General features: G+C 69.9%; 20 protein-coding genes, 2 tRNA genes and 1 pseudogene. 10 read left to right on the top strand and 13 right to left on the bottom strand.

All coding sequences use genetic code 11. The features are described 5' to 3' along the window. Positions 1 to 235: 235 nt before the first annotated feature. Positions 236 to 1,000 (bottom strand): GAF and ANTAR domain-containing protein, encoded by a 765-nt coding sequence (locus PGH47_RS16210; RefSeq protein ID WP_271664032.1) that lies wholly within the window; start codon positions 998 to 1,000, stop codon positions 236 to 238. A gap of 182 nt (positions 1,001 to 1,182) precedes the next feature. On the opposite strand from PGH47_RS16210, the gene PGH47_RS16205 reads away from it, so the two are divergent. After that, entirely contained in the window at positions 1,183 to 2,214 is a 1,032-nt protein-coding gene (locus PGH47_RS16205) for a glycoside hydrolase family 6 protein (RefSeq protein WP_271664031.1), read from the top strand. A 97-nt stretch (positions 2,215 to 2,311) separates the two neighbouring features. On the opposite strand, the gene PGH47_RS16200 is transcribed toward PGH47_RS16205, so the two are convergent. From PGH47_RS16200 to PGH47_RS16185, 4 genes are all read right to left on the bottom strand, one after another. Continuing rightward, the gene (locus PGH47_RS16200) at positions 2,312 to 4,249 is read right to left on the bottom strand and encodes a kelch motif-containing protein (RefSeq protein WP_271664030.1); all 1,938 of its coding nucleotides are present in this window, start codon (positions 4,247 to 4,249) and stop codon (positions 2,312 to 2,314) included. Continuing rightward, positions 4,246 to 6,252 carry a glycosyltransferase family 2 protein gene (locus tag PGH47_RS16195; protein ID WP_271664029.1) on the bottom strand — a complete coding sequence of 669 codons (2,007 nt, stop codon included), beginning with the start codon at positions 6,250 to 6,252 and terminating at the stop codon, positions 4,246 to 4,248. The genes PGH47_RS16200 and PGH47_RS16195 overlap by 4 nt, the downstream gene beginning before the upstream one ends. Before the next feature lie 323 nt (positions 6,253 to 6,575). Further along, on the bottom strand, positions 6,576 to 7,292 hold the full coding sequence (locus tag PGH47_RS16190; protein ID WP_271664028.1) for a FadR/GntR family transcriptional regulator: 717 nt from the start codon (positions 7,290 to 7,292) through the stop codon (positions 6,576 to 6,578). 206 nt (positions 7,293 to 7,498) lie between these two features. After that, positions 7,499 to 7,572 (bottom strand) — tRNA-Lys (locus PGH47_RS16185). Positions 7,573 to 7,755: 183 nt separating this feature from the next. Here PGH47_RS16185 and PGH47_RS16180 point away from each other — a divergent pair. The 5 genes and pseudogenes from PGH47_RS16180 to PGH47_RS16160 all read left to right on the top strand — a co-directional run bounded on the left by PGH47_RS16180 (position 7,756) and on the right by PGH47_RS16160 (position 13,488). After that, the gene (locus PGH47_RS16180) at positions 7,756 to 9,192 is read left to right on the top strand and encodes a peptidoglycan-binding protein (protein WP_271664027.1); all 1,437 of its coding nucleotides are present in this window, start codon (positions 7,756 to 7,758) and stop codon (positions 9,190 to 9,192) included. Positions 9,193 to 9,287: 95 nt separating this feature from the next. Next, entirely contained in the window at positions 9,288 to 10,418 is a 1,131-nt protein-coding gene (locus tag PGH47_RS16175; protein ID WP_271664026.1) for an SPFH domain-containing protein, read from the top strand. A gap of 130 nt (positions 10,419 to 10,548) precedes the next feature. Next, the gene (locus PGH47_RS16170) at positions 10,549 to 11,154 is read left to right on the top strand and encodes a lytic polysaccharide monooxygenase auxiliary activity family 9 protein (RefSeq protein WP_269645247.1); all 606 of its coding nucleotides are present in this window, start codon (positions 10,549 to 10,551) and stop codon (positions 11,152 to 11,154) included. Between the two features lie 91 nt (positions 11,155 to 11,245). Next, a complete protein-coding gene (locus PGH47_RS16165; protein ID WP_271664025.1) occupies positions 11,246 to 11,713 on the top strand; it encodes a hypothetical protein in 468 nt (155 codons plus the stop codon). A gap of 58 nt (positions 11,714 to 11,771) precedes the next feature. Next, positions 11,772 to 13,488 (top strand): annotated as a pseudogene (locus PGH47_RS16160) (AMP-binding protein). A gap of 239 nt (positions 13,489 to 13,727) precedes the next feature. On the opposite strand, the gene PGH47_RS16155 reads toward PGH47_RS16160, so the two are convergent. From PGH47_RS16155 to ehuB, 6 genes are all read right to left on the bottom strand, one after another. Then, positions 13,728 to 13,801: transfer RNA gene (locus PGH47_RS16155), tRNA-Lys, on the bottom strand. Positions 13,802 to 13,901: 100 nt separating this feature from the next. After that, positions 13,902 to 14,666, bottom strand: coding sequence for an IclR family transcriptional regulator (locus PGH47_RS16150; protein ID WP_271664023.1), 765 nt, complete (start codon positions 14,664 to 14,666; stop codon positions 13,902 to 13,904). Positions 14,667 to 14,839: 173 nt separating this feature from the next. Beyond that, complete coding sequence (gene ehuA, locus PGH47_RS16145; RefSeq protein WP_271664022.1) at positions 14,840 to 15,631, bottom strand: ectoine/hydroxyectoine ABC transporter ATP-binding protein EhuA; 792 nt, start codon at positions 15,629 to 15,631, stop codon at positions 14,840 to 14,842. Then, complete coding sequence (gene ehuD / locus PGH47_RS16140) at positions 15,621 to 16,271, bottom strand: ectoine/hydroxyectoine ABC transporter permease subunit EhuD (RefSeq protein ID WP_107905592.1); 651 nt, start codon at positions 16,269 to 16,271, stop codon at positions 15,621 to 15,623. The genes ehuA and ehuD overlap by 11 nt, the downstream gene beginning before the upstream one ends. Further along, positions 16,268 to 16,987 carry an ectoine/hydroxyectoine ABC transporter permease subunit EhuC gene (gene ehuC, locus PGH47_RS16135; protein WP_271664021.1) on the bottom strand — a complete coding sequence of 240 codons (720 nt, stop codon included), beginning with the start codon at positions 16,985 to 16,987 and terminating at the stop codon, positions 16,268 to 16,270. Before ehuC ends, ehuD begins: the two co-directional genes overlap by 4 nt. Then, entirely contained in the window at positions 16,984 to 17,889 is a 906-nt protein-coding gene (ehuB, locus tag PGH47_RS16130; RefSeq protein ID WP_271664020.1) for an ectoine/hydroxyectoine ABC transporter substrate-binding protein EhuB, read from the bottom strand. The genes ehuC and ehuB overlap by 4 nt, the downstream gene beginning before the upstream one ends. A 47-nt stretch (positions 17,890 to 17,936) precedes the next feature. On the opposite strand from ehuB, the gene PGH47_RS16125 reads away from it, so the two are divergent. After that, positions 17,937 to 18,431, top strand: a complete 495-nt coding sequence (locus PGH47_RS16125; protein ID WP_271664019.1) for a DUF3830 family protein — start codon at positions 17,937 to 17,939, stop codon at positions 18,429 to 18,431. On the opposite strand, the gene PGH47_RS16120 is transcribed toward PGH47_RS16125, so the two are convergent. Together PGH47_RS16120 and PGH47_RS16115 are read right to left on the bottom strand one after the other, a co-directional pair. Further along, complete coding sequence (locus PGH47_RS16120) at positions 18,412 to 19,812, bottom strand: amidase (protein WP_271664018.1); 1,401 nt, start codon at positions 19,810 to 19,812, stop codon at positions 18,412 to 18,414. The genes PGH47_RS16125 and PGH47_RS16120 overlap by 20 nt on opposite strands. 23 nt (positions 19,813 to 19,835) lie before the next feature. Continuing rightward, positions 19,836 to 20,819 carry a D-2-hydroxyacid dehydrogenase gene (locus tag PGH47_RS16115; RefSeq protein WP_271664017.1) on the bottom strand — a complete coding sequence of 328 codons (984 nt, stop codon included), beginning with the start codon at positions 20,817 to 20,819 and terminating at the stop codon, positions 19,836 to 19,838. 206 nt (positions 20,820 to 21,025) lie between these two features. Between PGH47_RS16115 and PGH47_RS16110 the strand changes: the two genes are divergently transcribed. From PGH47_RS16110 to PGH47_RS16100, 3 genes are all read left to right on the top strand, one after another. Then, positions 21,026 to 21,838, top strand: a complete 813-nt coding sequence (locus PGH47_RS16110) for a maleate cis-trans isomerase family protein (protein ID WP_271668073.1) — start codon at positions 21,026 to 21,028, stop codon at positions 21,836 to 21,838. 10 nt (positions 21,839 to 21,848) lie between these two features. Next, positions 21,849 to 22,580 carry a maleate cis-trans isomerase family protein gene (locus PGH47_RS16105; RefSeq protein ID WP_271664016.1) on the top strand — a complete coding sequence of 244 codons (732 nt, stop codon included), beginning with the start codon at positions 21,849 to 21,851 and terminating at the stop codon, positions 22,578 to 22,580. 107 nt (positions 22,581 to 22,687) lie between these two features. Further along, entirely contained in the window at positions 22,688 to 23,776 is a 1,089-nt protein-coding gene (locus tag PGH47_RS16100; RefSeq protein WP_030967726.1) for an LLM class flavin-dependent oxidoreductase, read from the top strand. Positions 23,777 to 23,785 lie beyond the last annotated feature (9 nt).

Genomic DNA, 23,785 nt, shown 5'->3' with positions numbered 1-23,785 from the left:
CCGAAGCCGCCGACCGGGCCGGTCCTCGACCGCGGGCGCTCGGGCTGCGGGAGTAACCCGGCGTCCGGCGCGGGAGGCCTTGTGAGACCAGTGGAGACGGGCCGACCGGGGGCTGGGGTCGTCCGGGGACGACTCTAGAACGGAAGACCGCCCGGGGCCTAGAGGCAAGTGCCAGGGGCCCAGCAGCGCGCGTCAGAGGCCCGGAGAGGTCGCCGGCGGCCGTCAGGGGTGTCCGTCATCGTCCCCCTTCCGCCGCCCGGCGCAGCTCGGCGTCGTCCGCTACCCGGTCGATGACCGACCGCGCCACCCGGTCCAGGGACAGCTGATGGCGGCGCGCGTACTGCCGCAGCGCCACGAAGGCATCGTCGGCGGCCGTGTTCCAGCGCTCGGCGAGCATGCCCTTGGCCTGCTCGATGCGCACCCGGCTCGACAGGGCCTGCTGCAACTGACCGGCCAGGGTGCGGCACTGCGTGTACGCGCTGTTGTTCTCCAGCCCCAGGGCCGCGCAGTCCGCGATGAGCTGCGCCAGCCGCAGCGTCGTGCCGTCGTCGGGCGGGGAGCCGCCGGGCACGGCGGGCCCGAAGACGTTGAGCGCGCCCAGCACCCGCTCCCGGCGGCGCAGCGGGACCGCGTAGGTGACGGCGATGTCATGGGCGAGGGCCCGCTCGGTGAACTCGGGCCAGCGCCCCGCGGCCCGGGCCGCCCCGATCGACACCGGCGGCACGGGCCGGCCCGAGCCGCAGCAGTCCGCACCGGGCCCGCCGCGGTGCTGCGCCGCCAGGAGCTCCAGCACGATCTCCCGGTCCGCGCGGCCCGCCGCCAGCGCCACCGGCCGGCCGTCGTCGACCAGCATGATCCCGGCCGCCCGCGCGGGCAGCAGCCGTACGCAGTGGTCGGCGACGCGCGACAGATGGTGCGCGGCCTCGAACTCCTCGACGAGCGTGTCCGCCGACTCCACCAACGCCTCGGCGAGCCGTATCTCCCGGGTGGACTGGTGCATGACCGCACACTCCCCTTCCCTGTCTCCCCTGTTGTCCCGCCGGCGGGCACGCCGGCGCCCCGCCCCCTGGAAGTCGTCATAGTGGCTGTAACAGCTCCCCGACAAGGCTCGGCGACCTCGTTCGCCCCAGGACACGTATGTCAGGATTGAGCCTTGGAACAAAGCACCCGAGGGGGAGCTGGATGTACCTGAAGAGGGGGGCCTGGAGGGGCGCTCGCGCGCGGACGTCCGCGATGCTGCTGGGGGCGGCACTGCTGGTCGCGGGCTGTTCCTCCGGGGACGGAGACGAACCGGACGACAACTCCGGCGCCGGGATCACCCAACAGCCGAAGGGCACCGACCCGTTCTGGGTGAACCCGGACGGGAACGCGGCCGAGCAGGTGGCCGACTACGAGAAGGGCGGCAAGAAGGACGACGCCGAGCAGATCCGCAAGATAGCCCAGCAGCCGACCGGCGAGTGGATCGGCCCGGAGAACCCGGAGGACGAGGCACGCGGCTACACGGAGGCCGCCGACAAGGCGGGCCGTACGGCCCTGCTGGTCCTCTACAACATCCCGCACCGCGACTGCGGCCAGTACTCCCAGGGCGGCGCCGCCGACGGCAACGCCTACCGGGACTGGATCGACGGTGTGGCCAAGGGCATCGAGGACCGCGCCGCGACGGTGATCCTGGAGCCGGACGCGCTGCTGCACCTGGTGGACGGCTGCACCCCGGACGAGTTCCACGAGGAGCGCTACGACCTCCTCAAGGGCGCCATCGGCAAGCTGAAGTCGCTGAAGAACACCAAGGTCTACGTGGACGCGGGCAACGCCGGCTGGGGCCATCCCGACCAGATCTTCGAGCCCCTGAAGTGGGCGGGCATCGACCAGGCCGACGGCTTCTCGGTCAATGTCTCCAACTTCTACACGACCAAGGACTCGATCGCGTACGGCAAGCAGCTCTCCGGCAAGGTGGGCGACAAGCCCTTCGTGATCGACACCAGCCGCAACGGCAACGGCCCCTACACCGAGGGCGACCCGAACGAACGCTGGTGCAACCCGCCCGGCCGCGCGCTCGGCGAGACCCCGACGACCAAGACGTCCGACCCCCTGGTCGACGCCTACGTCTGGGTCAAACGCCCCGGAGAGTCGGACGGCGAATGCAAGGGCGGCCCGAAGGCGGGCCAGTGGTGGGCGGAGTACGCCTTGAAACTCGCGAAAGCCACAACCCCCTAGGGGCGCGGGGCCGTGACATATGCGGCTCCGCCGCGTGTGCGCGAGAAACCACAACGCTCCCGCACCCGAAGTACAAGGTGCGGGAGCGTTAAGGCTTTCAAGGCACTCGAACCCACTGTGCCTTGCTGGGCGTCCCCTGATCGTCCGTCACGAACAGCATGTACCACCCCGACGGAACCAGATTCCGGTTCGTCGGCACAGCCACCGTGATCTTGTCGCCGGACTTCTTGAAGTCCAGCTTCACCGACCGCTGGTCCACGTCCGTGACGTGCGTCGACGCGCTCGGCCGGATCAGCCGTACGTTCTCGATGGACGAGGCGTGCTGCGAGGTGAACGTCCCCGTGCCGCCCCGCTTGATGGTCTGCGGCCCGCCCGACAGTGACGGCTGCGCGTCCCGGTAGAGATACGGCGGCGTGTAGATCTCGATCCGCTGCTCGAACTCGCCCGGCTTGGTGTTGGCCGCGTCGGCGTACAGCGAGTCCGAGCCGAAGAACATCACCCGGCCGTCGGGCAGCAGGATCGACCCCGAGTGGTAGTTACGGCCCACCAGCGGGTCGGCCACCCGGTCGAGCTCGCTCGCGCCAGGACGGTAGAGGTGCGCCTGGAGGATGTTGGAGTCGCCGCGGCCCCGGTAGTCCTCGGAACCGCCCGACAGCAGCACGGAGTCGTCCGGCAGCACCGAAGCCTGCGGATACCGCGTGCCCTTCTCCAGCGACGGCCCGTCCACGAACTTCGGGGCGTCGTCCTTCAGGTCGATGATCCGCGTCTTCTCGCTGGACTGCTTGGACTCGCCGACGCCACCGCCGCCGACCACCATGTACTTCTCGTCCTGCGCCGGCGGCAGCAGCACCGTGCCGGAGGTCTCCATCAGCTTGGAGTCGCTCAGACCGGGCAGCTTGCTGAACTTGTTGGTGTCCACGTCCCAGATGCCCGGCTCACGGCCCACGTTGTCCGGGCCGTAGCCCGCGTTCGACCCCGAGTAGAAGATCTTGCCGTTCTCCAGCGGGAACAGCGCCGGGTACGTCGGGAACTGCCGCAGCTTCGTCAGGTACGTCCACTTCTTGGTCTTCGGGTCGTACACCTCGTTCTTGCCCGGTACGAGCTGGCCGATGTCGTCGAGGCCGGAGACGCTGAGGATCTTGCCGTTGCCCAGGGTGGTGAGCGTCGGGTACCAGCGGGCCTCGTGCATCGGATCGACCTTGATGTACTTCTCGGCGACCGGGTCGAACTCGTAGGCGTCCCGGATGCCCTGGAAGTCCTTCTTGTCGAGGGCGAGCTTCTGCGCGATGCCGTACGTGTTGCGCGCGTCGGCGCCGGACAGGCCCTGGATCCGGTAGTTGTCCTGGGTGCCGGTCTCGTACTTGGCGCCCTTCTTCTGCGCCTCGACGTAGATCCGGCCGAGGCCGGGGTCGTTGCGCAGGAACTCGCCGGTCGCCTTGTCGAAGACCTTCTTCGCGCGCGGCACCAGCACCGGGTCCTTGGAGACGAAGGTCTTGCCGTTCTCCTTGCCGGTGAACTTGGTGCCCGCGGGCAGTGTGATCGGCTCGTCCGGGTTCTCGTTGTGGACGATCATCAGGCCGCCGGCCTTGGTGACGTCACCCTTGAGCTTCTCGTACCGCTTCGTGCCGCCCGCGATCAGCAGGTTGCCGTTGGAGAGCTGGGTGTGGCCGGTGCAGAACAGGTCGTTCGGCGTCGGCACCTTCTTGATCGTGCCCTTGACCGGGTCCCAGATCCGGGTGTCGTACTTCTTCGCGTCGAAGTTGTCCTGGTTGTTGCCCGAGCCCGCGATCAGCAGCACCTTGCCGGTGTGCAGGAGCGCCGCGTGGATGGTGTTGAGGCGGTACTCCTCGGGGAAATCGACGATCTCCCACTTGCCGTTCTCGGCTTTGTACTCGGGCTTGTTGATTTGGTACTGGTGGTATTTCTCGGTGCCGACGCGATAGAGCCACGGCCCGTTCATTCCGGCCAGCGCGATGACCACCGCCGTGCCTATCGCGAGTCGACGGGCGCGGCGGCGGCCTGCACGGTCGTTCATTCCTTACGTCCCCCAAGTCCACCAAGGGCGATCTGCATCGTCTGGTCATTGCCGCCGCTGCCCGACGCGGCCCAGCTCGGCTTCTGCTGGCCGTGGGGCGTGTGCGGCGGCGTGGCGTGCGCGGGCATCGGCTGCGGCTGGTACGGAGCCGCGGTCGCGCCCGTCGCCACCGCGTCCTGCGGCCCGGTCTGGGCCGGCACGGTCGCGGCGGGCTTCTTCTTCTCCTGACGCAGCATGTAGCGCCAGGCGAAGATCGGCGTCGCCGTGATCAGCATGGCAAAGATCGCCCAGGTGATCATCGCGGGGTGCGAGTGGCCGTAGACGAAACCGGCGGCGATCGAGGCGCCGAAGATCGCGATGAAGTACCAGTGGTAGCGGAAGGTGCCGAACCACCGGTCGGGGCTCGCGGAATCGCCCTTCGGAGTGACGACGAACTTGCTCTTGCGGCGCAGCATCGAGTCGAAGAGCGCCTTCGCGTACAGCGGCGCCGACAGCGCCGACATCACCATGCCGGCCACGCCGCCGGAGCCCTCGGGCTCGTGCGGCGAGACGTTGTGGCGGCGGTTCCAGACGTACAGGCCGATCTGGAGCGCGGAGGCGTTGCCGTAGAGCATCAGCCAGATCGTCGGGTCGATGTTCACACCCGAGGCGCCCAGGCCCAGGAACAGCGCACAGCTCAGCGCCGCCAGGATCCAGTTGAGGGCGGACATCGGGTAGAAGATGATCATCATCGTGTAGTTGAAGAGCTTGCTCGGCGGCAGCGAGTACCAGCCCTTCCAGTACTGCTTGAGGATCGTCTCGTACGTCCCTCGCGACCAGCGCATCTGCTGGGTGAAGAAGTCCGTCCAGGCGCTCGGGCCCTCACCGACGGCCAGCACGTCCGGCGTGTATACGGAACGCCACTTCTTGCCCGTCGCCGGGTTCTTGTGGCGGTGGATCTCGAAGCCGGTCGCCATGTCCTCGGTGATCGAGTCGTACAGGCCGCCGATCTGCTTGAGCGCCTTGATGCGTACGGCGTTCGACGTACCCACGAACATCGGGGCGCCGTACTTGTTGCCCGCGCGCTGGATGAGCGCGTGGAAGAGGAACTGCTGGGACTCGGCGGCCTTGGTGACGAAGTTGTCGTAGTTGCCGTAGACCTGCGGGCCGATGACGAAGCCGACGTTCGGGTCCCGGAAGAAGCCGAGCATCCGCTCCAGGTAGTTCGGCAGCGGCACGTGGTCGGTGTCGACCGAGGCGAAGAAGTCGTAGTTGTCGCCGTGCGCGTCCAGCCAGGCGTTGTAGTTGCCGTGCTTGGTCTTGGCGCGGTGCGGGCCCTTCGCCTGGTTCCACTTCGCAACGCCCTTGCGGGAGAAGTGGTGCACGCCGAGCCGGGCGCAGACCTCCTTGACCTCCGCGTTGTCGCCCTCGTCGAGCAGCCAGACGTGCATGAGGCCCCGGTGGCGCAGCTTGACGGCCGCCTCCAGGGTCTTCGTCACCATCTCCAGCGGCTCCTTGCCGGGCACGAAGGAGGTGAGGAAGGCCACTCTCGTGCCGGTCTCCGGCACCACCGGGATCGGGTCGCGGGCGACCAGCGTGGCGTGCGCGTTGGACAGCACGTTCATGCAGCGGAAGAACTCGATCAGGCCGATCGAGACGAGCATGACTATGTCGAGCGCCGGCAGGAAGTCGAAGGCGGGGTAGTCCCGTTCGGTCCAGTGCTCGGGCTGGAGCAGCCAGAACAGCAGCACCAGCGACAGCACCGGGGCCGCGGCGAGCATCAGGGCGACCCTGATCCGGTGCGGCTCCTGCGAGATCAGCGAGCGGTACTGGACCCGGTACGGCTTGTTCGGATCGGGCTGGGTGAGGGGACCGGCCAGCCGGCTGTAGTGCTCGTAGTCATACTTCGGCAGCGTCTTCTTTATCCGGCGGAATGTGCCGGTCCGCGTTTGCGAAGGCACCCGTAGCTGGGTGGTCTGAGACGGGTCGAAGTTCTGCCGGGCGCCCGTCGGCGTCGACGTCATGAGTCATCCCCCCACACGCAGGTCACCGCGTGTCTGTCGGTTCCTTTACGACTGTGTCGATCCCCCTCGACCTTCACAGGCGTATCAGTGGTGGGCCGCAGTCACCACATCTTCCACACCTTAGACATGGAAACGCGACCTTCCGGTTGCATCATGCCCCCCTCGGCATGCGGTCATGAACGGGGCCCCCTACTCCCCGAAAAAACCGGCAACCGGTTTCTTGCCCCCCAACTGCCGCGAATCCGCAGCATCTTGGTAAACCCCTCCCCAGGGTTCTACGGCGTTCCGCATGATCGCAAGATGCGAAACGAGGTGTTTACCGGTCATACGCGCTCATTGTGGCACCTGTGGGGGTGTTGTGTATTCGTTGTGGACACACGCGCGCGGATGTTGCCGAAGTGCTCCCGTATCGCCTCCTCCGCCCGTATCGCGTCGCCGGACCGCACCGCGTCCACGATCTCCCGGTGCTGCCGGCAGGTGACCAGGGGCTCCTGCGGAGCACCCCCGAGGTCGGTGTGGACCCGGTGGAAGGCGTCCCAGAACGCCTCCATGACCTCGCCCAGCAACGCGTTGTCCAGCCCTCGGTAGAGGGTGGCGTGAAACGCCCGGTCGGTCTCGGCGATGCCGTCGCCGCCCAGTGCGGCCTGCTCTTCCATACGGTCGACGAGCGCGTCCAGTTCAACGAGGTCGGTGTCCGGGAGCCGGCCGGCGAGCCGTGCCACCAGCCCCGTCTCCACGGCCTCCCGCAGCTGCACGAGCTGGAGGAGGGTGTCCTCGCCGCGGTGGTGTCCGGCGACCGTGCGGAAGGCGAGGCCCTCGACCATGGGGGCGAGGGACATCGCGCCGACGTAGGTGCCGAAGCCGTGCCGGATCTCCACGATGCCCATCGCCTGCAGACCCTTGAGTGCCTCGCGCACGGAGTTGCGGCTGGCACCCAGGTGAGCCATCAGCTCGGGCTCGGTCGGCAGCGGGGCCCCGGAGGCCAGCCGACGGTCGATGATGAGCTTCTTGATCCGCTCTTGCAGGTCACGAGCTGCCATGGCCAGAGGGTATCCGGCCAAACACGCAGGAAGCCCCTCGCTTGCACGAGGGGCTTCCTGGCTGTCTGTGCGCCGCCAGGGACTCGAACCCCGGACCCGCTGATGCTGCATCTCCCGGGGGATGACCCCCGGACCCCCAGCCGCCTCTGCGCGACCTACGTCCAAAGCGGAAGCCCCCCGCTGCTGCGAGGGGCCTTCACTGTCTGTGCGCCGCCAGGGACTCGAACCCCGGACCCGCTGATTAAGAGTCAGCTGCTCTAACCAACTGAGCTAGCGGCGCCTGCTGACTCGTGAACTCTACATGACCTGCGGGGGTGGGTCCGACCATGGCGGCGGGGCGGCGCGGGGCTTCCGGGGGGCCGTAAACCATTCGGACCGTCAACATGCGAGTGCGGAAGACCGTTGAGAAACTGACGGGGTGTACAGCCGCGGACATTTCCGACTGGAGTGTGAGGGGAATCGCATGGAGGCTCGGACTCCGGTATTCGAGGAAATCGATCCGGGGGGTGACTGCGACTGCCCCGGATGTGTCCACTGGAGACGCGTCCTGCCGCATTCCGCACCTGGTCGACACCACGCCGCGCACCGAGCCCTGATTCTCGCCGCAGCCGCCTCCACCACCCTCGTCGTCGGCCACACGGCCCCCGCCCTCGCCGCCCCCCACACCCTCGACCGCCCGGCCGTTCCTGCAGGTGACGAGCCCAATACGCCCCAGGGAGGCAAGGCCCCGCTGCACGGTCCCGGCGGGAGGCCGGCCCAGCCCGCCGGCCCGGTCAAGACGCCGCCGACGACCCGTGCGGAGATCATCAAACGGGCCAAGAAATGGGTCACCGCGAAGGTGCCGTACAGCATGTCCAAGTACTGGTCCGACGGATACCGGCAGGACTGCTCGGGGTTCGTCTCGATGGCCTGGAGCCTCACCGGAAACGAATGGACCGGAAGCCTCGGCCAGTACGGCGTCCGTATCTCCAAGGAGGAACTCCAGCCCGGTGACATTCTGCTGTTCCATAATCCCGCGGACCCCCAGAAAGGCTCGCACGTAGTCATTTTCGGCGGCTGGACGGACTACACGCACACCTACTACATCGCCTACGAGTCGGCTCCGCCGCACGCCCGGCGCCAGTCCACGCCGTACGCCTACTGGAACCACGCCGACCGCTACGTCGCCTACCGGTACAAGGGCCTCACGAGCGGCACCTCGACGGGCAAGAAACCGGACACCGAGCAGCAGACAGGCACGAAATCGGAGACCGGCACGAAGGCGGAGCCCGGGCAGCAGGCCGGCACGAAGACGGAGGCCGGGCAGCAGAGTGCCACCGAGCCGGACACCGCCAAGTCGGCGAGTCAGAAGAGCCCGGCGCCGTACCCGGGGCGGGCCCACTTCGGTCCCGGCGCCAACAACAAGCACGTCACCCGGCTGGGCCGCCTACTCGTCGAGCGCGGCGCCGGCCACCACTACACCACCGGCCCGGGCCCCCGCTGGTCGGACGCGGACCGCAGGGCCACCCAGGCCTTCCAGCTCGCGCAGGGCTGGCGGGGACAGGACGCGGACGGCGTGCCGGGGCCGGGCACATGGAAGCTGCTGGTGACGGGCAAGGGCAAGGACATCCCGGCCGCCGCCACCGCGGCCCCGCCGCCCGAGCAGCCGGCGTCGCACGGGGTGCCCGGCTACCCGGGGCGGGCGCTGTTCCGGCCGGGCGCCGACAACCAGTACGTGACCCAGCTCGGCAAGCAGCTTGTGAAGAAGGGGTTCGGCAAGCACTACAAGACCGGACCGGGCCCGCGCTGGGGCCAGTCGGACCGGCGTGCCGTCGAGGCGTTCCAGCGCACCCAGGGCTGGCGCGGCGGCGCGGCGGACGGCTATCCGGGGCCGGAGACGTGGCGGCGACTGTTCGCGTAACGGCCCGGCACGCATGCGCTCGACAACCAAGGCCGTACGACCACGGCCGCACGACCTTCCTGTGACGCATCTGGCGCGGAGGCTGGAGGCAACGCATGACCACGACCACTTCTCACACGCCCGAGCCCGAGGGGTTCGCCGGACCGGCCGAGGTGCCGGCCCGGCCCGCGCGGCTGATCCAGAACGAGGTGACCACCGAGATCCCCGTCCATCTGCTGTTCCGTGACGAGGCGGGCCCGGTGTCCGTGCCGCTCAGACCGACGGTCGTCGCCCGCCGGCAGGGCACGGGCGAGCAGCCGCGCCTGCGCCGCCCGGTCCAGCCGAAGCCGCGTCCCGAACCACAGGTCGACCCCGAACTGGTGGAGCGGCCCGCGCGGGTGCTGCCCGGCGCCGCGGGCGTGCTCGCCGGGGCCTGCGGAGCGGCCGGGTGCCTCGCCGCCTCGTGGTGGGCCGGGGTGCTGCCGCCGCCGGCGGTGCAGGCGCTGGGACTGCCGGTGTCGGCGGGGGCGGAGCTGGGTCCGGCGCAGTGGGCGGCGTACGCGGGAGCCGGGGCGCTGGGGCTGCTCGGATTCGGCGGGCTGGCCCGCGGGTCGACCGGACGGGCCTGGGTGCTCGGGCTGTTCGGACGCTACCGCGGGACTGTCCGGCGCACCGGCCTGATGTGGGTCAACCCGCTGCTGCTGCGCCGCCGGGTCGACGTCCGGCTGCGGCACTGGCGCAGCGAGCCGTTGCCGGCGGCCGACGGCAACGGGGTCGCGGTCCGGGTGGTCGTCCAGGTGGTGTGGCGGGTGAAGGACACGGCCCGGGCGCTGCTCGGGGTGGAGGACCACGAGTCGTATCTGCGCGAGGGTGTCGAGGCGGCGCTGGCCCGGGTGCCGGTGGAGATGCCGGGCGGCCCGCGGGGCTCGGTCGAGGCGACCGGCGAGTCACTGACCCGGCTGGTGGTGCGGGACGCGGACGCGGTCGGCCTGGAGGTGTTCTCGGTGCGGCCGGTGCGGGTGGAGTACGCGCCCGAGGTCGCTGCCGCCATGCACCGTCGCCGGGTCGCCGCGCTGGACGCGCAGGACCGGGCCACGATGGTCGACTCGGTCGTCGACTCGGTGGAGGACACGGTGACGCGGCTGACGATGCGGGGCCTGGTCGAGCTGGACGACTACGAACGCAAGGCGCTGGTCAAGGACTTGACGGTGGCGTTCTGCGCGGGACGGGGCGAGACGACGATCTGACGGCCCCGCGACGGCCGCTCGAACATCTCCCTCGATTGGTATGGACATGTTCAACAGTCAGCAATAATCTGAGACTTGGTCTAGACCTGCAAGCTCGCCGAACTTCCCCCACGTTCCCAGGAGCAGCAGCATGCGCAGAAAGGCCAAGTTGTACGCAGCCGCACTCGGGCTCAGCACGGCCGGGGCCCTCGTGCTCTCCACCGGTGGCGCCAGCAGCCATGGCTACACCGATCTCCCCATCAGTCGGCAGAAGCTCTGTCAGAACGGCACCGTGACCAACTGCGGCTCCATTCAGTGGGAGCCGCAGAGCGTCGAGGGGCCGAAGGGCTTCCCGGGCTCCGGCCCGGCCGACGGACAGCTCTGCAACGCAGGACTGGGTCAGTTCTCCCAGCTCAGCGCGCCCAAGACGCCGTCCGGCGGTGCGTGGCCCGCAACCAAGGTGAACGGCGGTCAGAGCTACACCTTCCGCTGGCAGTTCACCGCGATGCACGCCACGACCGACTTCAAGTACTACATCACCAAGCCGGGCTGGAACCAGAACCACAACCTCTCCCGCTCGGACCTCAACCTCACGCCGTTCTTCACGGTCCCGTACAACGGGCAGCGGCCGCCGTCCACGCTCTCCCACACCGGCACCCTGCCGTCCGGGCTGAGCGGTCGTCACGTCATCCTCGCGGTGTGGACGATCGCCGACACGAGCAACGCGTTCTACGCGTGCTCGGACGTGACGTTCTGAGGTTCTCTTGAGTCAGTGCCCAGGCCGGCGTGGGTAGGTTCCTCCCACGCCGGCCGATCGGGGTCGGCGTATCGACCTCGGGGGATGTGCGATGGACGTGATCTTTTACGCCGTGCCCGGCCTGATCATGGCCGTGGCCCTGTTCATGGCGTACCGGGTGGTGTACCGCTCGTCCCAGCTGCGCAGCGCCTGGAACAGCGGGCTCACCGCGCAGGCGCGCTGTCTGCGGATGTACACGACCAGTCACGGCGGCGGCGGGGACACGCGCGTGTACACCACGCTGCACCACGTGTACGAGTTCGTCACCCATGACGGCCGGCTCGTCCGCTTCGAGGAGGAGGACGGCCCCGGGACGACCGTCGAGGGTGACTTCGTCACCGTCCACTACGCCGACGGCCCGCGGGTGGTGGCCACGGCGCACCGCCCGAGCCACGGCAGGCAGGCGGCGGCCACCGTCGGCGTCCTCACCTTCCTCGGCGTGGTCGTGCTGTTCTGCGTCGGCTTCATGGCCACCTACACGGACATGTCCTCGGGCATGGACGCGATGGGCGGCTTCTGAACCCTCGTTTGCTTTTGGCCCTCCACATCTGACGGAGTGTCAACTACGGTGCGCCTCCATGGAGTCCACTACGGCACGCACGGTCGCGGAGCTGGTGGCGGCAGGGTGGGGCGACCACCGGCCGGGGCTGTGGTTCGAGGAGCGGACGCTCACCCGGCACGAGGTGGCCGCCGGCGCCGCCGCCCGTGCCGCGCTGCTGGCCGAGCTGCTGCCGCCCGGCGCCGAGCCGCACATCGGAGTGCTCCTCGACAACACCCCGGAGTACCCGATGTGGCTGGGCGCGGCGGCCCTCGCCGGCGCCGCGGTCGCCGGGATCAACCCCACCCGCCGGGGCCCCGAACTCGCCCGCGACATCCGGCACACCGAGTGCCGGGTCCTGGTCACCGAGCGGTCCCGACTGCCGCTGCTCGACGGCATCGAACTCCCGGGAGTACGCCTGCTGCTGACGGGGACGCCGGAATACGACGCCCTGCTCGCCCCGTACGCCGGCACCCGGCCCGACCCCTCCCGCGCCGACCCGCGCGACCGGCTCCTGCTGTACTTCACCTCCGGCTCGACCGGCGCCCCCAAGGCCGCGATCTGCAGCCAGGGGCGGCTGGCCGCGGCGGGGTACTCCCTGGCGGAACAGTTCCGGGTGCGGCCCGACGACGTGCACTACATCTGCATGCCGATGTTCCACGGCAACGCGGTCATCGCCGACTGGGCGCCCGCCCTCGCGGCCGGCGCGGGCGTGGCCCTGCGCCGCCGGTTCTCGGCGTCGAACTTCCTCGCGGACGTCCGGCGCTACCGGGCGACGTACTTCACCTATGTGGGTCGGGCCGTCCAGTACGTCCTCGCCACCGAGCCGCGCCCCGACGACCGGGACAACCCGCTGCGGCTCGGCTTCGGCACGGAGGCGGGCGCCGTGGACGCCGCCGCCTTCGAGCGCCGGTTCGGGGTACGGCTGGTGGAGGGGTACGGCTCCTCCGAGGGCGGGGCCGCCGTGCAGTGGTCGCCGGGAACGCCGCCGGGGGCCGTGGGGCGGGCGGCGCCCGGTCTCGTCGTCCTGGACCCCGGGACCCGTGAGGAGTGTCCGCAGGCGATCTTCGACGCGGGCGGACGGCTCGTCAACGGGGACGCGGCCATCGGTGAGCTGGTCAACCAGGGGTCGAACCCCTTCGAGGGGTACTGGCGCAATCCCGAGGCGGAGGCCGAGCGGCGGCGCGAGGGCTGGTACTGGACCGGGGACCTGTTCTGCCGGGACGCCGACGGCTATCTGTACTTCGCGGGGCGCGGCGACGACCGGCTGCGGGTCGACGGGGAGAACCTGTCCGCCGCGATGATCGAGAACATCCTCGCCCGCTACGAGGGCGCGTCCGCCGTCGCCGTGTACGCGGTGCCGGATCCGGTGACCGGGGACCAGGTCATGGCGACGATTGCCGGGGAGTTCGACCCGGTCGCCTTCGCCGGGTTCCTGCTGGCCCAGCCGGACCTGGGGACGAAGATGGCGCCCCGGTTCGTGCGGGTCGTGGAGCGGATGCCGGTGACCGCCACGAACAAGATCCATCGGGCCGGCCTCAGACGGGAGGGGCCGCGCTGCGCCGATCCGGTGTGGTGGCGCCCACCGGGCGAGCGGACCTACCGCCCACTCACGGAGGCGGACACCCTGACATACCTCGAAGGCCCCCTCGCTCCCACGAGAGGCCCGAACCCGGGGTGAAAGCGAAAGGCCCCTCGCTCCCACGAGAGGCCTTTCGTCTGTGCGCCGCCAGGGACTCGAACCCCGGACCCGCTGATGCTGTATCTCCCGGGGGATGACCCCCGGACCCCCAGCCGACCCCACAGGATCCGGGGTAAAAGCGAAAGGCCCCTCGCTCCCACGAGAGGCCCTTCGTCTGTGCGCCGCCAGGGACTCGAACCCCGGACCCGCTGATGCTGTATCTCCCGGGGGATGACCCCCGGACCCCCAGCCGACCCCACAGGATCCGGGGTAAAAGCGAAGGGCCCCTCGCTCCCACGAGAGGCCTTTCGTCTGTGCGCCGCCAGGGACTCGAACCCCGGACCCGCTGATTAAGAGTCAGCTGCTCTAACCAACTGAGCTAGCGGCGCATGACTCGCGCCGACCGCGACTTTGTGCCTTTCGCGGCGGCGACGAAGAAAATACTACCTGGTCCGCAGGGGTGCTTCGGACCACCGCGGAGCGGGCCGGTCAGGACTGGATCGCCAGCGACAGCAGCACCGGCGCGGCGCTGCGGTTCAGGGCGTCCGCCGCCTGGCGCAGCCGGTGCGCGTGCTCCACCGGGAGCGACAGGGCGAGGCAGCCCACCGAGGAGCCGGCCGTTATCGGGACGGCGGCGCACACCGTGCCCACCGCGTACTCCTGGAGGTCGAGGTGGGGGACCGTCGGCGGCTGCGACTCCAGGCGGGAGAGCAGCACCCGGTCGTTGGTGATCGTGCGCGAGGTGAGACGGGCCATCTTGTGCCGCGAGAGATGGTCGCGCCGGCCGTTGTGGTCGAGCTGGCCCAGCAGGCTCTTGCCGATCGCGGTGGCGTGGGCGGAGAAGCGGAAGTCGACCCACTCGTTGACCACAGGGGTGGCAGGCCCGGCCGCGAACTGGTCGATCTTGACCTCTCCGTCGATGTACCGGCTGATGTACACGGCGGCACCGACGGAGTCCCGCAGCCGGTCCAGGGTGTGCTGGAGGTTGTCCCGCAGGGCCTGCTCACGGCCCTGGGCGGAACCGAGGCGGGCCAGGGCGTCACCCGTGACGTACGCCCCGTCGGCGATCTGCTCGACATAGCCCTCGCGGCGCAGCATCCGGAGGAGGCCGGTCAGGCGCCCCGGGCCTATACCGGTATGCCGGGTGAGCTCGGCTTCGGTGACTCCGGTGCTGTGCCGCGCCACGGTCTCCAGGACGCGCAGGGCGTCCTGGACCGAGTGGTACGGCGTCGTCGACTCGTGCTGGAGCGCCACGGTTCCCCCTGCGGTCGCACGTCGCTTCTCATCGGGCCCGGTTCGAGTGAGTCAGTCCCCTTCACGATAACGGGCAAGAGGCTTGAGTTGAGCGGTTGTTGACGAGATCGCGGCGCCCTCAACTGCGGTGGTAGCACTCTGGCATATGCCGCAGTCAAGGGCCTCGCGAAGAGTCACAGCACAGCGCTCAGGAACTCCCGTGTTCGGTCGTTCTCGGGGTCGTTGAAGATCTTCTCCGGGGTGCCGGACTCGATGACCCGGCCGGAGTCGAACATCAGGACCTGGTCCGAGATGTCCCGGGCGAAATTCATCTCGTGGGTCACACAGAGCATCGTGATGTCGGTGGTGCGGGCGATGTCCCGCAGCAGGTCCAGAACACCCGCGACCAGCTCCGGGTCCAGCGCCGACGTCACCTCGTCGAGCAGCAGCACCTGCGGACGCATCGCCAGCGCCCGCGCTATCGCCACCCGCTGCTGCTGGCCGCCGGACAGCTGGGTCGGACGGGCGTCGCACTTGTCGGCGAGGCCCACCATGTCCAGCAGCTCACGGGCGCGCGCCTCGGCCTCGTCCTTGGGCATGCCGAGCACGGTGACCGGCGCCTCGGTGATGTTGCGCAGCACGGTCATGTTCGGGAACAGGTTGAACTGCTGGAACACCATCCCGATCTTCTTGCGGACCTCGCGGATCTGCTTCTCGGGAGCGGGGAACAGCTGCTGCCCGTCCACCGTGATCCGGCCCTCGTCCGGCTTGGTCAGCGTCATCAGCAGCCGCAGGATCGTGGTCTTGCCCGATCCGGACGGTCCGATCAGCGTGACGTGCTTGCCGGCCTGGACCGAGAAGTCGAGGTTGTCGAGGACGGTGTTGTCGCCGAACCGCTTGGTGACCTGCTCGAGACGGATCAGTTCGCCGTTGGAGCGGCTCTCGGCGGGGTTCTTCTCAGGGTTGTGCTGGATGTCAGTGGACAAGACGTCGCTCCAGGGCTCGCAGGAGGAGGGAGGCCAGGTAGGAGATGAGGATGAAGGCCACCCCGATCACGGTGAGGGGCTCGGTGAACTGGAAGTTCTCCTGGGAGAACAGCCGTGCCCGGCCGAGCATGTCGAGGACGGTGATCGCCATCAGCAGCGGCGTGTCCTTGAGCATCGAGATCACGTAGTTGCCGAGCGCAGGCACGACGCGGCGGATCGCCTGCGGCAGGATCACCATCCGCCACGTCCTGGTCATCGGCAGGTTCAGTGCCGTCGCGGCCTCCCACTGGCCGACCGGCACCGCCTCGATGCCGGCGCGGTAGACCTGCATCGTGTACGTCGAGTAGTGCAGGCCGATCGCGAAGACACCGGTGGTCAGCGCCGAGAAGGTCAGGCCCCACTCGGGCAGCACGTAGAACAGGAAGAACAGCTGCACCAGCAGAGGGGTGTTGCGGATGAACTCGGTGACCACTCCCACCGGCCAGCGCACCCAGCGCGTCGGCGTACGCATCAGCAGGGCCCACACCAGGCCCAGGGCGAACGAGATCAGCGAACCCAGGACGAGTGCCTGGAGGGTGACCAGCAGACCGTCCCAGAAGTACGGCATGAAGTCGCTCACGGCGTTCCAGTCCCACTTCATGACACCGCACCTCCGACGCCGGTGGTCTGCGCGCGCTTGAACTCATCGGCGGTCACGCCGCGCGCCGGGGCCTTCCCGACCCCTGCCTTGAGCTTCTTCTCCAGCCCGCGCATCACGCGGGTGAGCAGGAAGGCGATCACGAAGTAGATGAGCAGGATGTACGTGTAGATCTCCGCGCTCTCCTGGAGCGCGAGGCGCACCAGGTTGCCGCTGAAGGCCAGGTCGCCCATGCCCATGATCGACACCAGGGCGGTGCCCTTGAGCAGTTCGATCAGCAGGTTGGAGAACGGCGGGATCATCTCCGGCACCGCCTGCGGCAGCAGGACCAGACGCATCCGCTGCCAGGGCGTGAAGCTGAGCGCGATCCCGCCCTCCTTCTGCGCCGGGTCGACGGCGCTCAGCGCGCCGCGCACGATCTCCGAGCCGTAGGCGCCGTACGTCAGGCCCAGGGCCAGCGTGCCCGCCCACAGCGGCACCAGCTGCCAGCCGAAGGCCGGGGGCAGCACGAAGAACACCCAGAAGATCATCACGAGCGCGGAGGTCCCGCGGAACACCTCGGTGTAGAAGCCCGCGAGGAAGCGCACGACCCACAGCCGGTGGGTCCGCGCGACACCGACCACGAAGGACACCGCGGCGGCGAGCAGCGCGCTGAGGACGAGGAGCTGGACGGTGGTCCATATCCCCTTGAGTACGAGTTCCCAGAGTCCTGAGGTCATCCGCCGCAGAGCTCCTTCGCGGTCAGATCCGTCATCTCGTTCTCCGTGAAGCCGAACGGCTTCAGGATGCGCAGCAGTTCGCCGCTCTTCTTGAGCTTGGCCAGCTCGACGTTGAAGGCGTCCCGCAGCTTCGTCTCGGTCGGCCGGAACGCGAACGCGCCGCCGTCGACGTGCGGTTTGCCCTCGACGAGGGGCGCGAAGGCCTTGGTGGACTCCGCCTTGGCCGACTTCTTGACGACCTCACGGGTGGTCAGCGCCGTACCGGCGAAGACGTCCACGCGCCCCGCCTCGACGGCGTTCAGCCCCGCGACCTGGTCCGGCACGATCAGGATGTCGCCCTCCTCGTACCCCGCCTCGACGGCGTACTGGATCTCGGCGTAGCCGGTCCCGGTGGCGAACTTGGCCTTCTTCTCGACGACGTCCTTGTAGTCGTGCAGGCCCTTGGGGTTGCCCTTGCGCACGATGAAGGAGTCGAGCATCTGGTAGTCGGGGTCGGAGAAGATGACCTGCTCGCAGCGCTCGGGGTTGACGTACATCCCCGCGGCCACCACGTCGAACTGCTGGGAGTTCAGACCCGGGATCAGCGATCCGAACTCGGTCGGCACGGGCTGCACCCTGTCGACGCCCAGCCGTTTGAAGATGACCTTGGCCAGTTCCGGCGCCTCGCCGGTCAGGTCTCCGTTCCTGTCGATGTAGCCGAAGGGGATCTCTCCCGCGATACCGAGGCGTACGACGCCCGCCGCCCTGAGCCGGTCGAGCAGGTCGCCGCCGTCCTCGGTCGATGCCGTGGCCACCCGCGAGCAGCCGGCGGCCCCCAGCGCACCGAGCGCCGCCACCCCCGCGAGCAGCGACCGGCGCGTGGTCCCAGGTGTGTCTCTGTCGTTCCCATTAGGTGGAGCCATGGCGGCGCGGCTACCCGAGACGATGCGATGTATGCACCCTGGAACGCATGACTGATCGGTTCATCGAGGTGTCACTGGTCAAGCGCGAGATCCACTGCACGGCCAAACTCCTGGACGACCGCGCCCCGCTCACCTGCGCGGCCGTCTGGGACGCCCTGCCCCTGACCGGCGACGTCTATCACGCCAAATACGCCCGCAACGAGATCTACGCCCTCTTCCCGCCCTTCGCGGAAACGGAGCCGCCCCTGGAAAATCCGACAGTCACCCCAATTCCTGGTGATCTGTGCTATTTCGCCTTCGCCGGTACGGAGCTGGGCACCAAGTCCTACGGCTACGACCGCGAGGTCCGCGCCGGCACGACGGTGGTCGACCTGGCCCTGTTCTACGAGCGCAACAACCTGCTGCTGAACGGCGACGTGGGCTGGGTGCCCGGCATCGTCTGGGGCCAGATCGTGGAGGGACTCGAGGAGATGGCCCAGGGCTGCAACGACCTGTGGCGGTCGGGGGCCCTGGGCGAGTCGCTCAGCTTCCGCAGGCTGTGAGCCGGGCGATGCCGGCCTCGTAGAGCGCGTGCGCCGCCCGCAGGACGAGTTCGTCGCGATGGCGGGCGGCCACGATCTGGAGGCCGATCGGCAGGCCGTCCCCGTCTGGGCCGACGGGGACGGTGGCCGCCGGCTGCTGGGTCAGGTTGAAGGGGTAGGTGAACGGCGTCCAGCCGGTCCACCGGCGGTGCCCCGACCCCTTCGGGACCTCGGCGCCCGCCTCGAAGGCCGTGATCGGGAGGGTCGGGGTGAGCAGGAGGTCGTAGGAGTCGTGGAAGCGGCCCATCCGGCGGCCCAGTTCCATCCGGACGTCCACCGCGGCCAGATAGTCCAGCGCCGACATCCGGGCACCGACGCCGCAGATCTCCCTGAGGCCCGGATCGAGCAACTCCCGCTGGTGCGGCCCCAGATGCTGGGTCACCCGGGCCGCCCCGGTGAACCACAGGGTGTGGAAGGCGTCCACCGGATCCGTGAAGTCCGGGTCGGTCTCCTCGACGTACGCCCCGAGCCCCGCCAGCCGCTCCACCGCCCGCCGCACCGCAGCCGCGACCGCCGGGCGCACCGCCACCTGGCCGCCCAGGGACGGGGAGTAGGCGACGCGCAGGCCGCGCACCCCGCCGGACAGGGCCGCGGCGAAGGAGCCCGGGGCCGGCGGGAGCGCCGACCAGTCGCGGGAGTCGGGCGCGCCGATGACGTCCAGGAGCAGGGCCGCGTCGGCCGCGTCACGGGTCATCGGGCCGACGTGCGCCAGGGTGCCGAAGGCGCTCGCGGGGTACAACGGGACCCGGCCGTACGTCGGTTTCAGGGCGAAGACGCCGCAGAACGCCGCCGGGATACGGACACTGCCGCCGCCGTCCGTGCCGAGCGCCAGCGGACCCGCGCCGAGCGCCACGGCCGCCGCCGCGCCGCCGCTGGAGCCGCCCGCGGTGCGGGTCGGGTCGACGGGGTTGCGGGTGACGCCGGACAGCGGTGAGTCGGTGACGCCCTTCCATCCGAACTCGGGCGTCGTCGTCTTCCCGAGGAACACCGCGCCGTGCGCGCGCAGCCGGGCCACCGAGGGGGCGTCCTCCTGCCAGTGGCCCTTGTCCGCGACGGTCTTCGAGCCCCGCAGGGTCGGCGACCCGCGCAGCAGCAGGATGTCCTTCACCGTGACCGGGACGCCGTCGAGCAGACCGGCCGGCTCGCCGCGCCGCCAGCGCTCGGCCGACTCGCCGGCCCGCGCGAGAGCCTCGTCGGCGGTGAGCCGTACGAAGGCGTTGACCTCCGGCTGGATCCGCTCGGCCCGTTCCAGCGCGGCGCGGGTGGCGTCGAGGGGGCTGAAGTCTCCCTTGCGGTAGCCGTCGAGGAGTTGTACGGCGGTCAGTGCGGTGAGATCCGTCATGGGGCGCCCTCCAGCCGTTGACGTCAGCGTCCGGGTACGTACCCGCGCTGTTTGTCGACCACGTTCAGCAGTGGTCTGCCCGCCTCCCACCGCTCGTACAACTCCACGAACTGACGCCCGAGTTCATCCCGCCAGCCGATGGTGTCCCCGCTCATGTGCGGGGAGACGATCAGGCCCGGCAGCTGCCACAACGGGCTGTCCGGGGTGAGGGGTTCGTGCTCGAACACATCAAGGGCGGCCCCAGCGATCCAGCGCTTGTCGAGGGCCTCGGCCAGCGCCTCCTCCACCACCAGCTGCCCCCGTCCGATGTTGATGAACCGGGCCGAGGGCTGCATGACGCCGAACCGGCGCAGGTCGAACATGCCGTGTGTCTGCTCGGTCAGGGGCGCCGCCGCGATCACCCAGTCGGCGCGGGACATCAGCCGGTCGAGGTCGTCGGGGCCGTGGATGCCGGTGCGCGGCACCCGGCCGACCAGCGCGGTGGTGACGTCGAGGGCCTTGAGCGTGCGGGCGATCGTGCGGCCGATGGGACCGGAACCGACCACGCACGCACGCGTGCCCGCCACGCGCTGCCCCTCGCGGTGTCGCCACTGCCGGGCGCGCTGGAAGTCCAGGGTCCGCGGCAGGTCCTTCGCCATCGCCAGCACCAGCGCGGCGACGTACTCGGCGATCGGCTGGTCGAAGATCCCGCGCGCGTTGGTGACCACGGTTTCGGAGTCGGTGAGCTCCTGGCACATCAGGTGGTCCACGCCCGCGCTCGCCGTGTGCACCCAGCGCGGCCGCGGGCCCTCGCCGGGCCAGGCGTGGCGCACGGCGTGCGAGGTGAAGTCCCAGACCAGCAGGACGTCGGCGTGCGGGAGCCGCTGCGCGAGGGTCGACTCGTCCGCGTGCTCGACCCGGGCGCGACCGGTGAGGCGGCCGAGGCGGGGCAGGGGCTCGGCGTCGAGGACCAGGAGCGTGGGCGGCGTGCCGGAGGCGGGGGAGGGACCGGGGGCGGGTGAGGTCATTCGGGGTCGCTTCTCCAGAGGTGTGCGAGGGCTGAGCCCGGGGGTGTGCGGGGGCCGTTTCTCGGAGTTTTACTGGAAGGGATGGCCGTCTGACATGCGAGGTTTGACCACGCTCGCACCCGAACCTACCTTCGTCAACACGGGCGTACGTACGGTCCGTTGCTCACCCGTATCTCGTAGTGAGGGCGGTGCCAGCCATGGACGCCATGGACATCTCCTTCCTCGGCGGCCCCCGCCCGCAGCGCGGTGTCGGAGTCGTCGCCCCCTTCGACTTCGCCCTGGACCGCGAACTGTGGCGCTGGGTGCCGGACGAGGTCTCGCTGCACCTGACCCGGACGCCCTACGTCCCGGTCGAGGTCAGCCTCGATCTGGCCCGTCTGGTCAGTGAGCACGAGACGCTCAGCGACGGCGTCCATACCCTGACCGCGATCGCACCCGAGGTGGTCGCCTACGCCTGTACGTCCGGCAGTTTCGTCGGCGGCATCGCCGGCGAGCGGGCCATGTGCGAGGCGATGACCCGGGCCGGCGCGGTGCCGTCGGTCACCACGTCGGGTGCGCTGCTGGAGGCGCTGACCGAGCTCGGGGTGCGCCGGGTGGCGCTGGTGACGCCGTACACGGTGTCGGTGACCCGGGCGCTGGAGGAGTACGTGGCCGAGGCGGGCGTGGTGGTCACCGGGTGCGCCTTCATGGGGCTGACCCGGCACATCTGGAAGGTGCCCTACCGCGACGTGGCCGGCATGGCACGCAAGGCCGTGGGCCGCCGCCGGGTCGACGCGCTGTTCATCAGCTGCACCAATCTGCCGACCTACGACGTGATCCCCCAACTGGAGGCGGAGCTGCGCATCCCGGTTCTCTCGGCCAACCAGGTGACGATGTGGGCTGCGCTGCGCAGGCTGGGTACTCGCGCGGTGGGGCCTTATCAGGCGCTGATCGACCCGGCGGCGAGGATCGATCCGGCGACCCCGAGCGGGCCCGTGCTCCCGGACGTGCCGGATGTTCCCGAGCAGGAACAGCAGTAGAAAGGCTGACATGACCGCACTCGGATTTCTCTACCCGGGCCACTCCGCCGAGGACGACTATCCGCGCATCGAGCAGTTGCTCGCCAGCGACATCCGGATCGACCTGGTGCACACCGACATCGGCGAGGACGCGCACCGGGTGGACGCCCTGCTGCGGATGGGCTCCGCCGAGCGCCTCGCCGCGGGCGTGGAGGCACTGCGGCTGACCGGCGCCGAGGCGGTGGTGTGGGCGTGCACCAGCGGCAGCTTCGTCTACGGCTGGAAGGGCGCCCACGAGCAGGTGCGCGGCCTCGCCGTCGCGGCGGGCATGCCGGCCTCCTCGACGTCCTTCGCCTTCGCGCACGCGGCACAGGAGCTGGGCGTGCGCAGGGTGGCGATCGGGGCGACGTACCCGGACGACGTCGCCGCGCTGTTCGCCCGCTTCCTCACCGACGCGGGCGCCGAGGTCACGGCGGTGCGCGGCTCCGGGATCATCACGGCGGCGGAGGTCGGGACCTGGGGCGAGGCCGAGGTCTTCGCACTGGCCAAGGAGGCGGACACGGCCGACGCCGAGGCGGTCCTCCTCCCGGACACCGCCCTGCACACGGCCGCCCACATCCAGGCCCTGGAGAACGAACTGGGCAAACCGGTCCTCACCGCCAACCAGGTCACGGTATGGGAGGCCCTACGCCTGACAGACCGCCGAGTGAACGCCCCGGCACTGGGAGAACTGTTCACCCGGGAGCCGATCGTGCAGGTGTAGTGGGACCGCGGACGCCCTCCGATTCAGCGAGGGCGAGGGAATAAACCGGAGACGGCCTCCTGTTAACCGCTGACGTACACCGCACGGCAAAACGGCAGGAGGCACCGGTGACGGCAGACGAGACCCGAGGCGAGGCACAGGGCACCGCCCCCGTCCCCCTCTCCGTACTGGACCTGGTCACGGTGAGCGCCGGCCACACCGCCACCGACGCGCTCCGCACCAGCGTCGACCTCGCCCGCCTCGCGGAGTCCCGCGGCTTCCACCGCTTCTGGGTCGCCGAACACCACTCCATGCCCGGCGTCGCATCCTCCTCACCCGCGGTGATCCTCGCCCACCTCGCCGCCCACACGAACCGCATCCGCCTCGGCTCCGGCGGCGTGATGCTCCCGAACCACGCCCCGCTGGTCATCGCCGAGCAGTTCGGCACCCTGGAGGCCCTGGCCCCCGGCCGGATCGACCTCGGCCTCGGCCGCGCCCCCGGCACGGACGGCGCCACCGCAGCCGCCCTGCGCCGCACCGACCACCTGAACGAGGGCGCCGACGACTTCCCCGAGCAGCTCGCCGAGCTCACCCGTTTCCTCGACGACGACTTCCCCGACGGCCACCCCTACCGCCGTATCCACGCCGTCCCCGGCCCGGTCCAGGCGACCTCGCCCGGCGGCGTCCAGTCCCCGCACCGCCCGCCGGTCTGGCTGCTGGGCTCCTCCGGCTTCAGCGCCCGCCTCGCGGCCGTCCTCGGCCTGCCGTTCGCCTTCGCGCACCACTTCTCGGCCCGCAACACCATCCCGGCCCTGGACCTGTACCGCGAGTCCTTCCAGCCCTCCGCCGTCCTCGACCGGCCCTACGCCCTCATCGGCGTCTCCGCCCTGGCCACCGACGAGGAGAAGGAGGCCCGCCGCCAGGTACGGGCCGCCGCCCTCGGCATGGTCCGCCTGCGCACCGGACGCCCCGGCCTCATACCGAGCCCGGAGGAGGCCGAGGCGTACGAGTTCAGCCCGATGGAGCGCGAGTTCGTAGAGACCTGGAACGCCAACGTCGTCCACGGCACGCCCGACGAGGTCCGTGCGGGACTCGACGACCTCCAGAAGCGCACCGGCGCCGACGAGTTGATGATCACGAGCAACGCGCCCGGCATGGACGTACGCCTGCGCTCCTACGAACTCATCGCGGACGCCTACGGGTTGCCGGCCGCCTGACCGGACGCC

This window comes from Streptomyces sp. HUAS 31 (genome assembly GCF_028198125.1).
Classification (GTDB): domain Bacteria; phylum Actinomycetota; class Actinomycetes; order Streptomycetales; family Streptomycetaceae; genus Streptomyces; species Streptomyces chartreusis.
Note: the sequence above shows the minus strand (reverse complement) of the source record. Positions and strands in the feature narration are given on the sequence as shown.

Excerpts from the sequence above, each read along its gene's own strand:
- ehuB (WP_271664020.1), bottom strand. The coding sequence starts at position 17,889 with ATGGCTCCACCTAATGGGAACGACAGAGACACACCTGGGACCACGCGC.
- PGH47_RS16115 (WP_271664017.1), bottom strand. The coding sequence starts at position 20,819 with ATGACCTCACCCGCCCCCGGTCCCTCCCCCGCCTCCGGCACGCCGCCC.
- PGH47_RS16195 (WP_271664029.1), bottom strand. The coding sequence starts at position 6,252 with ATGACGTCGACGCCGACGGGCGCCCGGCAGAACTTCGACCCGTCTCAG.
- PGH47_RS16110 (WP_271668073.1), top strand. The coding sequence starts at position 21,026 with ATGGACATCTCCTTCCTCGGCGGCCCCCGCCCGCAGCGCGGTGTCGGA.
- PGH47_RS16180 (WP_271664027.1), top strand. The coding sequence starts at position 7,756 with ATGGAGGCTCGGACTCCGGTATTCGAGGAAATCGATCCGGGGGGTGAC.
- ehuD (WP_107905592.1), bottom strand. The coding sequence starts at position 16,271 with ATGAAGTGGGACTGGAACGCCGTGAGCGACTTCATGCCGTACTTCTGG.
- PGH47_RS16190 (WP_271664028.1), bottom strand. The coding sequence starts at position 7,292 with ATGGCAGCTCGTGACCTGCAAGAGCGGATCAAGAAGCTCATCATCGAC.
- PGH47_RS16175 (WP_271664026.1), top strand. The coding sequence starts at position 9,288 with ATGACCACGACCACTTCTCACACGCCCGAGCCCGAGGGGTTCGCCGGA.
- ehuC (WP_271664021.1), bottom strand. The coding sequence starts at position 16,987 with ATGACCTCAGGACTCTGGGAACTCGTACTCAAGGGGATATGGACCACC.
- PGH47_RS16205 (WP_271664031.1), top strand. The coding sequence starts at position 1,183 with ATGTACCTGAAGAGGGGGGCCTGGAGGGGCGCTCGCGCGCGGACGTCC.
- PGH47_RS16125 (WP_271664019.1), top strand. The coding sequence starts at position 17,937 with ATGACTGATCGGTTCATCGAGGTGTCACTGGTCAAGCGCGAGATCCAC.
- PGH47_RS16200 (WP_271664030.1), bottom strand. The coding sequence starts at position 4,249 with ATGAACGACCGTGCAGGCCGCCGCCGCGCCCGTCGACTCGCGATAGGC.
- PGH47_RS16120 (WP_271664018.1), bottom strand. The coding sequence starts at position 19,812 with ATGACGGATCTCACCGCACTGACCGCCGTACAACTCCTCGACGGCTAC.
- PGH47_RS16165 (WP_271664025.1), top strand. The coding sequence starts at position 11,246 with ATGGACGTGATCTTTTACGCCGTGCCCGGCCTGATCATGGCCGTGGCC.
- PGH47_RS16210 (WP_271664032.1), bottom strand. The coding sequence starts at position 1,000 with ATGCACCAGTCCACCCGGGAGATACGGCTCGCCGAGGCGTTGGTGGAG.
- PGH47_RS16170 (WP_269645247.1), top strand. The coding sequence starts at position 10,549 with ATGCGCAGAAAGGCCAAGTTGTACGCAGCCGCACTCGGGCTCAGCACG.
- PGH47_RS16105 (WP_271664016.1), top strand. The coding sequence starts at position 21,849 with ATGACCGCACTCGGATTTCTCTACCCGGGCCACTCCGCCGAGGACGAC.